Raw genomic sequence first — 14,198 nt, forward strand, 5'->3', positions numbered from 1 at the left:
TCATCGGTTTCGCGGCGGACTTTCTCCCGTTCGAATTTCGCATTCCGTACGGCCGCGGAGTCCGCTTCCGGCACTCCTCGCGCTTTCGAGGCTTACGTCCCGTCGGTCATGGAAAGGTACGGCTCGTGCCGACGAACGACGAGATGGCCAGTGAGTTCGCAGCCGAGCTACGGCGGCTGAGGAGCCTGCGCGGGATGTCCCTCACCGAGCTCGCCCGCTCGGTCCACTACAGCAAGGGCTACCTCAGCAAGATCGAGAACGGCGGGAAGCCCCCGACGCTCGACGTCGCCCGGCGCTGCGACGCCGTCCTCGACGCGGGCGGGGGCCTGACCCGGCTCGTTCCGAAGACACCCGCCGGGCCGCCCGCCGCCGTCGGCATCCCCCCGGCCCGCCCCGGCGAGGCCGATCCGGACGTGGCGCGGTGCCCCTACCGAGGACTCGCCGCCTACGGGCCGCAGGACGCCGAGTGGTTCTTCGGCAGGGACGGCGCCACGGCGGAGCTGGTGGGGCGGCTCGCCGAGCGTGTGGGCCACGGTCCGCTGGCCGTGGTCGCGCCCTCGGGCGCGGGGAAGTCCTCGCTGCTCCAGGCCGGGCTGCTGCCCGCGCTGCGGCGCGGCGCGCTCCCGGTCGCCGGGTCCGCCGCGTGGCCCGCCCTGGTGTGCACCCCGACCGCGCACCCGCTCAAGGAACTGGTGCGCCGCACCACGGACCTGCTCGGCCGCGCGGGCGACGGCCTCACCCCCGAGGCGCTGGCGCAGCGGCCGCGCGCCCTGCTGGACGCGGCCCGTGACGCCCATGGACACCCCGGACTCGTGCTCGTGGTCGACCAGTTCGAGGAGGTCTTCACCCTCTGCGCCGACGAGCGCGAGCGCCGCGCCTTCGTCGCCGTCCTGCACACACTGGCGACGGGCACCGAGCCGCCGCCCGGGGCGCGGGCCCCGGCGGGAGCCGCGGTTCCGGCCGAAGCGGCCGTAGTCCTGGGCGTGCGTGCCGACTTCTTCGGGCACTGCCTCGAACACCCGGAACTGGCCGAGGCGTTCACGCACGGCCTGTTCGCGCTCGCGCCGATGTCCGGCGCCGAGCTGCGCGCCGCCATCGCCGGCCCCACCGAGCGGGCCGGTCTCGCCCTGGAGCCGGGCCTGGCCGAGCTGCTGCTGCGGGACCTGCGCTCCGGCCCCGCCGCCTCCCCGGGGTCGCTGCCGCTGCTCGGCCACGCCCTGCTCGCGACCTGGCAGCAGCGCTCGGGCCGCACCCTGACGGTCGCGGGGTACGAGACGACCGGCGGCATCCACGGAGCGGTGGCCCGCACCGCCGAGTCCGTGTTCACCAGCCTCGATCCGGCCGAGCAGCGGATGGCGCGCCACCTGCTCGTACGCCTGGTGCAGGTCGGCGAAGGGTCCGCCGCCCAGACCCGCAGACCGCTCGAACGCGCCCTGATTCCCGGCCAGTCGGCGGATCCGCCGGCCGCCGCCCGCGCCCTCGACGCGTTCGTGCGGGCGCGGCTGGTCACGGCGGGCGCCCAGACCGTGGAGATCACCCACGAAGCGCTGCTGCACGCCTGGCCCCGGCTGCACGGCTGGATCGAGAGCGACCGCGCCGCCCTCGTACAGCGCCAGCAGCTCGCGGACACCGCTGTCGAGTGGGCGCGCGCGGCGCACGATCCCGGGCTGCTGTACCGGGGCGCGCGGCTCGACGCGGTCCGCGACTGGGACCGGCGGCCCGGGAGCGGGGACCGGCTGGGGCCGCGGGAAGCCGGGTTCGTGGCGGCCTGCCTCGCCGAGGAGGAGCGCGGCCGACGGGCGGCGCGCCGCCACGTCCGGGTCCGCCGCGCCCTGCTCGGCGCGCTCGCCGCCCTGCTGGCCGTCGCCGTCGCGGCGGGCACCGTGGCCTTCCGCCAGCGCTCCGACGCGTACCGGCAGCGCCGCATCGCCCAGTCGCAGGCCATGGCGGTACGGTCGGAGGCGCTCGCCGAAGGACGGCCGGAGGCGTCCATGCTGCTGGCGGCCGCCGCCTATCGGTCGGCCCCCACCCCCGAATCGCGCGGGGCCCTGCTCAGCACCCAGGCCCAGTACTTCGACGGTCGGCTGACGGGCCATCAGGGACCCGTCAACGGCGTGGCGTTCAGCCCCGACGGGCGTCTGCTCGCCTCGGCCGGATCGGATGCCACGGTACGGATCTGGGACACCGTCCACCACCGTGAGACGGCCACGCTCACCGGATACGACAGCCCGGTCACGGCCGTGGCCTTCGCGCCCGACGGCCACCGGCTGGCGACCGCCGGCACGGACGGGTCCGTACGCCTGTGGGAGATGCCCTCGCATCGGATGACCGCGATCCTGACCGGCCACCGGGGAGCCGTACGGTCGGTCGCCTTCGCCCCCGACGGGCGCGGCCTCGTCTCGGGCGGCCTCGATCGCACGGTACGGCTGTGGAGCGTGCCGGACGGCACCCCGCGCGGCGTGCTCACCGGCCACGACGACGCGGTGATGTCGGTCGCCTACGCCCCCGACGGCCGGACCGTCGCCTCGGCGGGCGCCGACCGTACGGTACGGCTGTGGGACGCGGCCGACGGGCGGCCGGACGCCGTGCTCACCGGCCACACCGACCAGGTGCTCGGACTGGCCTTCGCCCCGGACGGCCGCACCCTGGCGTCCGGCAGCGCCGACCGCACCGTACGTCTGTGGGACACCGCCGACGGCGCGGCGCGCGCGGTCCTCACCGGACACGGCGACGATGTCAACGCCGTGGTCTTCAGCCGCAGCGCAGACACCCTCGCCAGCGCCGGCGGCGACGGCACGGTCCGGCTGTGGGACCCGGTGAAACGCCGCCTCGCGGCGGTGCTCTCGGGCCACACCGACTACGTACTGTCCATCGCGGCGGGCCCCGACGGGCGCCTTGCGACCGGCGGGTTCGACCAGTCGGTGGTGCTGTGGAACCCGGGCGGCCCGGCGCTGGTCGCGCGGCCGTTCACCGAGGAGTGGCAGTCGGCCTTCTCACCGGACGGCCGTCTGCTGGCCGCCGCTGCCGCGGACCACACGGTACGGCTGTGGGACGTGGCCCGCCGCCGCCCGCTCCCGCCGCTCACCGGACACGACGGATCGGTGTTCGCCGTCGCCTTCTCGCCGGACGGACGCCTGCTGGCGTCGGCGGGCGCCGACCGCACGGTACGGCTCTGGGACGTGGCCCGGCGCCGGCTCCTCACCACGTTGACCGCACACGCCGGTTCGGTGTTCGCCGTCGCGTTCTCCCCGGACGGGCGCACGCTGGCGTCCGGGAGCGCCGACCGCACGGTCCGGCTGTGGCGCGCGGCCGACGGCGCTCCGCGAGCGGTCCTGAGCGGTCATACGGACTTCGTCAACGCGGTCGCCTTCAGCCCCGACGGGCGCACCCTCGCCACCGGCAGCGACGACCTGACGGTCCGTCTGTGGGACCCGGTGGGGCACGCGGTGCGCACGGTCCTGCGCGGCCACACCGGCTCGGTGCGCGGCGTGACGTTCTCGCCGGACGGCCGCACCCTGGCCACCGGCGGCAACGACGGGACGGTCCGCCTCTGGGACACCCGGCGCGCCGCCCCGTTCCGCTCGCTCACCGGGCACAGCGGTTCGGTGCGCGCGGTGGCCTTCAGCCCGGACGGCGCGGCGCTCGCGAGCAGCGGCAGCGACCGGACCGTACGGCTGTGGCAGCCCGCATCGGGGCACCTCGTCGCCGCTCTGAGCGGGCACGCCGGTGCCGTGTGGGGCGTGGTGTTCGCTTCCGGACGGCCGGGGACGCTGGCCAGCAGCAGCAATGACGGGACGGTCCGGCTGTGGTCGACGGACCTGCGGGCGCGCGACGCCGAGGTCTGCCGACTGCTCGGCGACACGGGCCCCCGCCGCTGGGCCCGGCTGCTGCCGGGGTTGCCGTATGTGCGTGTCTGCGGGCCGGCAGCCTGACGCCGGGCCGGGCAGCTCTGGAACCGGTGCTGTTTCCCTGGGTGTTTCCCGTTTCACGTCAGGACGGGCGACGCCCGCCTCCTCGACAGCGGCCCAGGGCGGCGGCCAGGCTCGAACCCGTCCCGACCAGCGGCGAAGGCACCCCCACCTCTCGCGGGAGCCGATCCCCGAGCCACGGGACGCGTAAGGCACGTAAGACGCGCAGGACTCGTACGACGCGAACAAGGAGCACGCACACCATGAACGCACGCGACAAGCTCGCCCTGATGGCGTCCGCCACCCTTCTGGCGGCCGGACTCACCACCGCCGTCCCAGCCGTGGCCGCCGCCCCGGCCAAGCCCGCCAAGCCGGCCGCCGAGTGCGGGGTGCGCTCGGACGGCCGGCTGCACTGCGGCAACAAGGCGGGCGCGAAGGGCTATGCGGACCGCTCGTACCGCTCGGCGACCCGCGGCACGCTGGTCGGCACCTTCAGCTGGTTCCAGTGCTGGGGCCACGGCGACCCGCACCAGGGCCAGAACGACATCTGGTACTGGACGCAGCTCGACAACGGCGCCTGGGGCAATGTGCCCGCCGTGGACGTGAGCACGGGCCAGGACCCGGCCCCCGGTCTGCGGGAGTGCTGACCACCTGTCGTACGTGACGCCGTAGCCGCCCGCCGGACCCCTCTGCGGCGGGCGGCTTCGGCGTGATGCCGCTGCTGCACCGGCTGTTCCCGCGCATCGACCCGGCGCGGCTCGGCCCGCCCAGGAGTCGGACATGCTCTACGCCCAGCGCACCACTTCGATCGTCACGATCGTCCTGCTGATCGCCGCGGCCGCGATGGCCGATGTGAAGGGTGAGTTCACCCTGTTCCGCAACCGCACGACGGTCTGGCCGGGCGACATCCCGGCGGGCCGGGGCGGCTGCGGCCGTGGCGCTCCGACGACCCCGGTCCAGTCGCCCCGGCGACTCTCCGCGCGCTGGATCACACCCCCTGGAAGCTGCGCCGATACGCGTGCGGGCTGGTGCCGATGAGGCGTTTGAAGCGGTCCCGGAACGCGGTGGGGGAGCCGAAGCCGACCTGGAGGGCGATGCGGTCGACGGGGTGGGCGGTGGTCTCCAGGAGGTGCTGGGCCCGGCGGATCCGGGCCCGGTGCAGCCATTGCAGCGGGGAGGTGCCGGTCTGCTCGCGGAAGCGCCTGTGCAGGGTGCGGGCGCTCATCCCGGCGCGCGCGGCGAGATCGTCCAGGGTGAGCTCGTCGTCGGCGTTCTCCTCCATCCAGCGCAGCAGCGGTTCCATCGTCGAGCCGCGCGGGGCGGGCGGATGCTCGGTGACGATGAACTGGGCCTGCCCGCCCTCGCGTTCCAGCGGCATCACGGACAGCCGCGCCGCGTCGGCCGCCACCGCCGAGCCCAGATCGCGGCGGATCATGTGCAGGCACAGGTCGAGCCCGGCGGCGGCGCCCGCCGAGGTGAGCAGCTGCCCGTTGTCGACGTAGAGCACGGCCGGGTCGACATCGACGGCGGGGTGGCGTTCGGCGAGCAGCGCGGCGGCGGCCCAGTGGGTGGTGGCGCGGTGGCCGTCGAGCAGTCCGGTGGCGGCGAGGACGAAGGCGCCCGTGCAGATGGAGGCGATCCGGGCGCCCCGGGCGGCGGCCTGGCGCAGGGCGTCGAGGACGTCGTCCGGGACGGGTGCGGCGGGGTCGGCGCAGCCCGGCAGGACGATGGTGTCCGCCCCGGCCAGCGCGTCGAGGCGCCAGGGGGCCCGCAGGGTGAACGCCCCGGCGTCGACCTCCTCGACGGGCGCGCACACCTGGACGCGGTAGGCGGAGCGGCCGTCGGGCAGCCGGGTGCGCTGGAACACCTCGATCGGCGTGGACAGGTCGAAGGGGATGACTCCGTCGAGGGCGAGGACGGCCACGGTGTGCATGCCTCAACCTTAGAAGAGCGCCCAGATCCGGGTCGGCCGCCTTCGATCGGAACGTCACGGGCCGACGCGCCCCGCAAAAATCATTGTTTTCGGCCACTGAGACCGGTGGATGTGCGGCCAACTTTGCGATTCGCGCTCCGATGTTCCATCATCGTGACCGCGCGTCAGTTCTTGGCGCGCCCTCAAGGAGTCAGGGGCACGGGGAACCCCCTGTACACCGACCGATCCCGCAGGCGGCGAAGCACTTGGCCTCGCCATGCCGCGGTGATTCCCGCCCTGTTCCGTACACCTAGGCAAAGGCCGCATGTCCGCCCAGCAGCTTTCGGACCTCATCCGGTTCGCCCGTCACAACTCGCCCTTCTACCAGGACCTTTACGCGTCCCTTCCGCCGGACGCCGACCGGCTCACCGACCTGCCGGTCGTGGACCAGGAGAAGTTCTGGGCGGCCAACACCCTCGACGACAACCGCGTCCTGACCGGCCCCCTCAGTGAGGCGACCGTCTACAAGACCGGCGGCACCACCGGGGCGCCCAAGTTCTCCGTCTACACCCGCGACGAGTGGCGCACCTTCGTGACCGCCTTCGGCCAGGGCCTGGTGGACACCGGGCTGCGCCCGGGCCACCGCGTCGCGGACCTCTTCTACGCGGGCGAGCTCTACGCCAGCTTCCTCTTCATCCTCGACTCGCTCGCCCACGCCCCCGTCGACAACGTACGGCTGCCCATCGGCGGCGCCGCGCCGCTTGAGTCGACGGTCCCGACCCTGCGCGACTTCGCGGCGCAGGTCGTGGCGGGCACCTCCACCACGCTGTGCCGCCTCGCCGAGCACATCCTGGCGGCGGGCCTGCGGCTCGACGCGGTGGAGCTGGTCCTCTTCGGCGGCGAGGCCCTCTTCGCCGACCAGCGGCGGCTGCTGGCCGCCGCGTTCCCCAACGCGGCGATCCGTTCGGTCGGTTACGCCAGCGTCGACGCGGGGCTGCTCGGCCGCCCCGTGCCCGGCCCCGACACCCGGGTGCACCGCGCCTTCACCCCGCACTCCATCGTCGAGATCCTCGACGACACCACGGGGGAGCCCATCACCGAGCCCGGACGGCCCGGCAGGGTCGTGGTGACCAGCCTGTTCCGCCGTCTGATGCCCGTCATCCGCTATCCCGCGGGCGACCGCGCCGAGTGGAGCGACACCGAGTCCGGCCACTTCCGTATCCTCGGCCGCGCCGAGGAGGGCGTCCGGGTGGGGCCGGTCTCCCTGTACTCGCAGGACGCCCAGGACGCCGTCGCCCAGGCGGACACCGGGGGCCGCATCGTCGGCATGCAACTGGTCGTGCGCCGCTGGGAGGGCCGCGACGGGCTGGTGCTGCGGCTCGCCACCGCCCCGGGCGACGACGACCCGGCCGCCCTCGAACTGCTCGCCAAGGCCGTCGTCACCGAGCTGGAGAGCGCCCGGCCGCTGTATCCGGACAGTGTGAGCACCGGATTCGTGCACCCGCTCTCCGTCGAGTGGGCGCGCCACCGCGACCTCGCCGTCAACCCGCGCTCGGGCAAGCTCTTCCGCGTCCTGGACGAGAGGCCGACCGCATGAGCGCCACCCTCGTGGAGGAGGGCCGCCGGCCGCTCGTCCTGCGCAACCGCGCCTTCGGCGCCGTGTGGCTGAGCCAGGTCCTGACCCAGGCCGCGGTCCGTATGTTCCAAGTCGGCGTCTCCTGGTGGCTGGTGGCCTACGCGGTCGACGGCGGCCGGGGCCTGGCCTCCGGTCTCTTCATGGCCGTGAGCACCCTGCCCGCCGTGGCCCTCGCCCCGGTGGTGGCCCGCGTCGTCGCCCGCACCGCCCACCGCTCCGTGCTGCGCACGGCCGCCGCGGTGGCCGGGGCCGTCGCCGTCGCCCTGGCCGTCTGGGCGTGGACGAGCGGTCTGCCACTGCCCGCCGTCTATGGCGCGACCCTCGCCCTGGCCACCTGCCAGGCCTTCTTCGACCCCTGTCTGACCACCTCGGTGCCCGAACTCGTCGACGACGAGGACATCGAGACGGCCACCGGCTTCGAGCTGTCCACCCAGTCCCTGGCCGGTCTCGGCGGGGCGCTGCTCGGGGCCGTGACCGTCGACCGCGCGGGCGTGGCCGGGCTCGGCGCGGGCTGCGGGGCCGCCTACCTCGCCGCGGCGCTGCTCGTCGCGGGCGTCCGCTTCCGTACCGCCGCACCCGGCGCCGAGGGCGAAGGGGACACGACGGCCGCGCCCGAGCGGCGCACGCTCCGCGACATCCTCGGCGGACTCCCGTACGTACGGCGGATCCTGATCTGCTTCACCGCGGCCAACCTGTTCACCACCGCCGTCTTCGTCGTCATCCCGCTCTACACCCGGACCGTCCTCGGCGACGGCGGCTCCACCGTGGCCCTCCTGGAGGCGTCCCTGGGGTGCGGCACGCTCATCGGCTCGTTCACCGGCGCCCGGGTGCCGGGGCGGCCCACCGTCACCGGCGCCTACTGCCTGGCGCTGATGGCGTTCGCCCTCGCGCTGCCGGGCCTCGTCGCGGGGCGACTGGTCTTCGCGGGGTGCCTGGTCGTGGCCGGCTGGAGCGTGGGGGTGATCGGGGTCCGCTTCGTGGCCCTGTTCCAGCGGCTGGTGCCCGCCGCCGACAAGCCCGGCTTCTTCGCGGTGATGCAGGCCGTCCTGGGCGCCTCCTTCCCGGTGGCCTCGCTGCTGTTCGGCCTGGCGGGGGACCACCTCTCGGCGCAGACGCTGTGCCTGGTGCAGGCCGCCGGTCTGCTGCCGGCCGCCGCTGCCCTGGCCCTGCTGGGCTCCCGTAACTCGCGGGAAAGCGGGGCGAGTTCGGCCGGTACCGCCGACCGCACCCCCGAGCCCGTCGGGGGCGAGCGATGAGCGCCCGTGTCGCACCGGCCACCGGCGCCGACATCGCCGAGCTGCGCCAGCTCTACTACGCCGTCTACGGACCCCACTACCCGGCCGGGCTCGGCACCGACCCGGCCGAGATGGCCCGGCTCATCCAGGACCCCGACTCCCTGTGGCTGGTGGCCCGCTGCCCGGACACCGGCGCCCTGGCCGCGTCGGCCGCCATCCACGGCGAGCCGGGCAGCCGGATCGGCCGCCTCGAAGGCCTCGCCGTGCACCCCGAGCACCGCTCCGGCGGCCTGGCCGCCACACTCACCGAGGCGCTGTGCGCCGGGATGCTGGACAGCGGGCGGCTGGACTCGGTGTACGCGACGGTCCGTACGGTCAGCGCCGGACCCCAGCGCGTCGTCGCCCGCAACGGCTTCCGCCCGTTGGGCGTCCTGCCCAACGCCGTGGATCTGAGCAGCCGCGAGAGCCTCGCACTCTACGCGCGTCACTCGGCCGGTGTGCTGGAGCGCCGCGTGCCGGTGACCGAGGTGCCCGCCCCGCTGCTGCCGCTTCTGAAGGCCGTGGAGAGCTGTCTGGGCGTCAGCTACGGGGACGTCCGCGCCACCGGACCGCTCCCGGCGGCCGGGCGCGGGCCCGTCGAGCGCCTTGAGATGATCGAGGCGCCCGCCTTCGTGCGCCGCCGCTTCCGCGAGCGCTTCCCCGGCACGGCCGGCTGGTTCTACCCGCTGCACACGCCCAACGTGCTGCTCACCCCCGACGACGGCCGGTTCGAGGTCTACGCGTACTTCAACCGCACCGGCGGCTACTGCTCGCTCCTGACCGCCCACCCCGACCCCGCCGCTGCCGCCGCCCACCTCGAACCCGTCACCCGGACCCTGACCCGGGCCGGGGCGGGCTATGTGGAGGCGCTGGTGCCGCTCGCACACCACCAGGCGCTCTCGGCGTTCCTGGCCCAGGGGTTCGTCGCGGGCGCGCTCTACCCGGCGATGCGCGCGGACGGCGACGGCTTCCACGACTACGTCGTGCTCTCGCGCACCACCGAGCAGATCGACTTCCGCGGCGTCGTCGTCGAGCCGCCCCTCCAGCCCTATCTCGACTGTTACCTGTCGGCCTGGGCGTCGACCTACCTGCCCACACTAGAGGTTGCCTCATGAACCCCCATCTCGCCCCGGTCGGCGTCCCCGACCCCGCCCTCCTGCCCCATGTGCAGGAACTGTGCGACCTGACCGACCCGTACGCCTGCGGGCCCGCCGAGGACGAGCTGTTCGCCGCGGCCATGGCGGAGACCAACGCCTGGCACGCCGAACGCTCCCCGTTCTTCCGCTCGCTGTACGAGGCGGCGCCGCCCGCGCAGCCGTACCGCGCCCCGCTGGTGCACGCCAACTTCTTCAAGCGCCACGAAGTGCTTTCCATCCCGCGCGAGGACGTCGACCTGCACCTGACCTCCTCCGGCACCACCGGCCAGAAGTCGCAGATGTTCTTCGACCGCTGGACCATCCGCTCCGCCCAGCGCATGGTCGCCCGCATCTTCCAGCGCAACGGCTGGATCACCCCCGACCAGGAGGTCAACTACCTCCTCTACAGCTACGAACCGGCACCCTCCCTCAACCTCGGCACCGCCTTCACCGACAACTACCTCTGCGACTTCGCCCCGGCCCGCACCGTCGAGTACGCGCTGCGCAACACCGGCAACGGCCACGAGTTCGACCCGTTCGGCTGCGTCGCCGCGCTGCGCCGCTTCGAGAACGACGGCGCTCCCGTCCGCATCCTCGGCTTCCCCGCCTTCCTCTACTTCACCCTGGAGCGGATGCGCGCCATGGGGCTGCCGCCCCTGCGCCTGCCCGAGGGCTCCCTGGTCGTCCTGGGCGGCGGCTGGAAGGGGCACGCCGACCGGCGCATCGGCAAGGACGAGCTGTACGCCCGCGTCACCGAGCAGCTCGGCATCCCCGGCGACCGCATCCGCGACACCTTCGGCTCCGTCGAGCACTGCATCCCGTACATCGAGTGCGACCACCACCGGCTGCACGCCCCCGTCTGGTCCCGCGTCGCCATCCTCTCCACCAGCACCCTGGAGCCCCTGCCGTACGGCGAGACCGGCTATCTGCACCTCGTCTCCCCGTACATCACCTCCGTACCGGCGCAGAGCGTCGTCATGGGCGACCTCGCCTCGCTGCACCCCGGCGACGAGTGCGCGTGCGAGCTGGGCACCGACTGGTTCACCGTCCACGGACGCGCCGGAGTGAGCCGCAACAAGAGCTGCGCGGTGGCCGCCGCCGAACTGATGAAGGGCATGTCGTGACCGTGCAGACCATGGACCGGGCAGACCAACACCACTACTGGCAGGGCGCGTTCATCGGGGACGAGGAGGCCGGGCGGCGCCTCGCCGCGCTGCCCGCCGCCGTCGAGGAGGCGCTCGCGAGCCCGCTGGAGACCGAGACGGTCCTTGCCGCCTGCGACGCGCTCGCCACGGCCCTGCGCGATGAGCGGAACCCGGTACGGAACCGGCTCGCGGGGCATCTGCCCGAGGGCGAGGACCCCGCCGTCCTCGGCGAGCTGGGCACCTACCTCAGCCGGACCGAGCTCACCCGCAAGCTGCGCCGCGAACTCGGCGGCACCGCTCCGGGACGGCTGAACCGGCCCGACGCCCGCGAGACGGTGTACGAGGCCTGGGCGCCGGTCGGCCTGGTCGCCCATATCGCGCCGGGCAACGCGGCCACCGTCGCCCCGCTCAGCATCGTCGAGGGCCTGCTCGCGGGGAACGTCAACATCCTCAAGACCAGCAGCGGCGACACCCTGCTCACCCAGCACCTGCTGGCCGAGCTCGCCGCGCTCGACACCACCGGCGCCCTCGCCGCCCGCGTCATCGTGCTGCGCTTCTCCTCCTCCCGCGAGGAGTGGCTGGAGCTGATGTGCGCGCCCGCCGACGCGGTCGCCGTCTGGGGCGGCGAGAGCGCGGTGGAAGGGGTCGCCGCCCATGTGCCGCCCGGCTGCCGCCTGGTGGAGTGGGGACACCGCATCTCCTTCGCCTACCTCACCCGCGACGCCTGGCACGAGCCCGCGACGCTGGAGGCGCTGGCGGCCGACGTGTGCCTGTACGAGCAGCAGGCCTGCTCCAGCCCCCAGGTGGTCTACCTCGACACCGAGGACGAGCAGGACGTCTTCACCTTCGCCGAGCGCTTCGCCGACGTACTGGCAGCCCGGCCCGCCGCCGTGCCCGGCCCCGACGGCCCCGGCATCGCCGAGCAGGCCGAGCTGACCACCACCGAGCTCGTCGCCCGCCTTGAGGAACACCTCGGTCTGACCCGGGTGTTCGCCGCCCCCGACGGCTCCTGGCGGGTCATGGCCGACACCCGGTCCGCCCTCACCGCCTCGCCGCTGCACCGCAGTGTGTGGGTCAAGCCGCTGCCGCGCGAGAAGCTGATCGGCGCCCTGCGCCCCATGCGCCGGTACCTGCAGACCGCGGGCATCGCGGCGAGCCCGACCGACACCGCCGAACTCTCCCGCGCCGCCTTCGCCGCGGGCGTCACCCGCGTCACCCCCGTCGGCGCCATGCTCAGCGGCTACTCGGGCGAGCCGCACGACGGCGTGTACGCGCTCCAGCGCTACAGCCGCCGCGTCGCGGTCCAGGCCGACGCCCGGTTCGCCACCACCGCCTGTCTGGACGACCTGGCCCGGCCGGTCGTCCTGCCGCCGCCCAGCGGCCCGCTGACCGGCAAGGAGGAGGCCCAGGAGCTCAACCGCCATGTCGCCAGGGCCGATGCCGAGCTGTACTTCCGCAGCGGCGGCAGCACCGGCGCCCCGGCGCTCTCCCTGTTCAGCTACGACGACTACGACACCCAGATGCACGCCGCCGCCCGCGGTCTGCTCGCCGCGGGCTACGACCCGATGGGGGACCGCACCGCCAACCTCTTCTACTGCGGCGGTATGTACGGCAGCTTCATCAGCTTCTTCTCCATCCTGGAGCGCCTCGGCGGCGTCCAACTGCCGCTCTCGGCCGGCCCCGACCACCGGGCCACGGCCCAGGCGCTGATCGACCACAAGGCGGACACCCTCTTCGGTATGCCCTCCTACCTGTGGCAGCTGCTGCACGAGGAGGCGGACGCGCTGCGCGAGTACGGCGGCATCCGCAAGGTGTTCTACGGTGGCGAGCACTTCACCGACGCACAGCGGCGCACCCTGCGGGACACCTTCGGCATCGAGGTCGTCCGGTCCATCACGTACGGCAGCACCGACCTGGGCCCGCTCGGCTACCAGTGCACCGAGAGCACCGGCGGCGTGCACCACCTCCACGCCGATCTGCACACCATGGAGATACTCGACCTCGCCGCCGACCGGCCGGTGGCGCCGGGCGAGACGGGCCGTCTGGTCTTCACCACGCACGCCCGGCGCGGCCAGCACCTCGGGCGTTATGTGATCGGCGACCTCGGCCGCGCGGTCGACGGCCGCTGCCCCTGCGGCAGCCACGCACCCCGCTTCGAGCTGCGCGGCAGGACCGGGGACGTGATGCGGGTGGCCACGTACTTCCTCAACCACCGCCGCTTCGCGGCCATCGCGCAGGAACGGACCGGCTACAGCGGCGAACTCCAGACCGTCCTCGCCCGGCAGGACGCCCGCGAACGGCTCACCGTCCGCGTGGAACGCTCCGGCGCGGTGGACACCGAGCTGCTGCGCGAGGCCTTCCTGGCCGACTACCCCGAGCTGCGCTCGGCCGTGACCGAGCGGCTCCTCGACCTCACGGTCGAGGCGGTGGACGGCGCGTCCCTGGACCGCAGCCCCACCAGCGGAAAACTGCGCTCGGTGGTGGACCTGCGCGTGTAGGTCTTCGCCTGTCGGCCCGGGCGCACCTCCCGGGCCGACAGGGACTCCGGGGGACCTGTCAGCGGTGCCCCAGCACGTTCACCACCCGGCCGTTGGGATCGCGTACGAAGAACCGGCGCACGCCCCACTCCTCGTCCTGCAGCGGATACACGATCTCCGCGCCGCTCTCCCGCACGGCCGCGTACGCCGCGTCCACGTCGTCCACCTCGACGCTCAGGTCGGGCACGACCGGCGCGGTCTTGTCCTCGGACATGAAGCTGACCTGCGCCGCCGGGGCGGACGGCGAGGCGAGCGTCATGATCCAGCCGTGGTTCATCACCTCCTCGAAGCCCAACAGGCCGTAGAACTCCCGGCTTCGAGGCACGGCTTGCGCCCCTTCCGACCGGATGTTGGGCACTACGCGGCGAACGGCCATCGCGATCTCCAAGTGGGAACAGGGGCGTCTCCGTCGCCCCAGGAGTATCAGAGGCGGCGCCCGCGCCCCGGGCACACGGGGCACCACCGTGACGGCTCACAGGACCCGGACGTGAGCCGGTCATGATCCCGGTGCGCTCTTCGCGTGCTCCTTGCCGCCCCTATCCGCCGCGACAGAGCGCCGACCATGCTCATACCTACCTTCCCGACGGCACCCGGCCCGGCTCTGTCCGCTGCTGCCGCACGTGTTCCCACGCCGCACCCTGGGCCGCTTG

Annotated in this window: 10 protein-coding genes; 8 read left to right on the forward strand and 2 right to left on the reverse strand. The window is 73.9% G+C overall.

What is annotated here, in order from left to right:
- Positions 1–125: 125 nt before the first annotated feature.
- From ACFWA7_RS00490 to ACFWA7_RS00500, 3 genes are all read left to right on the forward strand, one after another.
- Entirely contained in the window at positions 126–3,932 is a 3,807-nt protein-coding gene (locus tag ACFWA7_RS00490; protein WP_385819911.1) for a helix-turn-helix domain-containing protein, read from the forward strand.
- Between the two features lie 239 nt (positions 3,933–4,171).
- Positions 4,172–4,555 carry a hypothetical protein gene (locus tag ACFWA7_RS00495; protein WP_385536331.1) on the forward strand — a complete coding sequence of 128 codons (384 nt, stop codon included), beginning with the start codon at positions 4,172–4,174 and terminating at the stop codon, positions 4,553–4,555.
- 133 nt (positions 4,556–4,688) lie between these two features.
- Entirely contained in the window at positions 4,689–4,946 is a 258-nt protein-coding gene (locus ACFWA7_RS00500; protein ID WP_385819913.1) for a hypothetical protein, read from the forward strand.
- Here ACFWA7_RS00500 and ACFWA7_RS00505 read toward each other — a convergent pair.
- Entirely contained in the window at positions 4,897–5,841 is a 945-nt protein-coding gene (locus tag ACFWA7_RS00505) for a GlxA family transcriptional regulator (protein ID WP_385819915.1), read from the reverse strand. The two genes, ACFWA7_RS00500 and ACFWA7_RS00505, sit on opposite strands and share 50 nt — an antisense overlap.
- Before the next feature lie 304 nt (positions 5,842–6,145).
- Between ACFWA7_RS00505 and ACFWA7_RS00510 the strand changes: the two genes are divergently transcribed.
- Genes ACFWA7_RS00510 through ACFWA7_RS00530 form a run of 5 tightly spaced genes read left to right on the forward strand, consistent with a single transcriptional unit; the run spans position 6,146 to position 13,509 of the window.
- Entirely contained in the window at positions 6,146–7,417 is a 1,272-nt protein-coding gene (locus ACFWA7_RS00510) for a phenylacetate--CoA ligase family protein (protein ID WP_385819917.1), read from the forward strand.
- Positions 7,414–8,712, forward strand: a complete 1,299-nt coding sequence (locus ACFWA7_RS00515) for an MFS transporter (RefSeq protein ID WP_385819919.1) — start codon at positions 7,414–7,416, stop codon at positions 8,710–8,712. The genes ACFWA7_RS00510 and ACFWA7_RS00515 overlap by 4 nt, the downstream gene beginning before the upstream one ends.
- Entirely contained in the window at positions 8,709–9,845 is a 1,137-nt protein-coding gene (locus tag ACFWA7_RS00520) for a GNAT family N-acetyltransferase (protein ID WP_385536322.1), read from the forward strand. Before ACFWA7_RS00515 ends, ACFWA7_RS00520 begins: the two co-directional genes overlap by 4 nt.
- Entirely contained in the window at positions 9,842–10,990 is a 1,149-nt protein-coding gene (locus tag ACFWA7_RS00525) for an acyl-protein synthase (RefSeq protein WP_385536320.1), read from the forward strand. The genes ACFWA7_RS00520 and ACFWA7_RS00525 overlap by 4 nt, the downstream gene beginning before the upstream one ends.
- Positions 10,987–13,509 carry an acyl-CoA reductase gene (locus ACFWA7_RS00530; RefSeq protein WP_385536318.1) on the forward strand — a complete coding sequence of 841 codons (2,523 nt, stop codon included), beginning with the start codon at positions 10,987–10,989 and terminating at the stop codon, positions 13,507–13,509. Before ACFWA7_RS00525 ends, ACFWA7_RS00530 begins: the two co-directional genes overlap by 4 nt.
- Before the next feature lie 58 nt (positions 13,510–13,567).
- Here ACFWA7_RS00530 and ACFWA7_RS00535 read toward each other — a convergent pair whose 3' ends face one another.
- Positions 13,568–13,924 carry a VOC family protein gene (locus ACFWA7_RS00535; RefSeq protein WP_385536317.1) on the reverse strand — a complete coding sequence of 119 codons (357 nt, stop codon included), beginning with the start codon at positions 13,922–13,924 and terminating at the stop codon, positions 13,568–13,570.
- Between the last annotated feature and the right edge of the window lie 274 nt (positions 13,925–14,198).

Origin of the sequence: Streptomyces sp. NPDC059994 (assembly GCF_042737755.1) — a bacterium.
Lineage (GTDB): Bacteria > Actinomycetota > Actinomycetes > Streptomycetales > Streptomycetaceae > Streptomyces.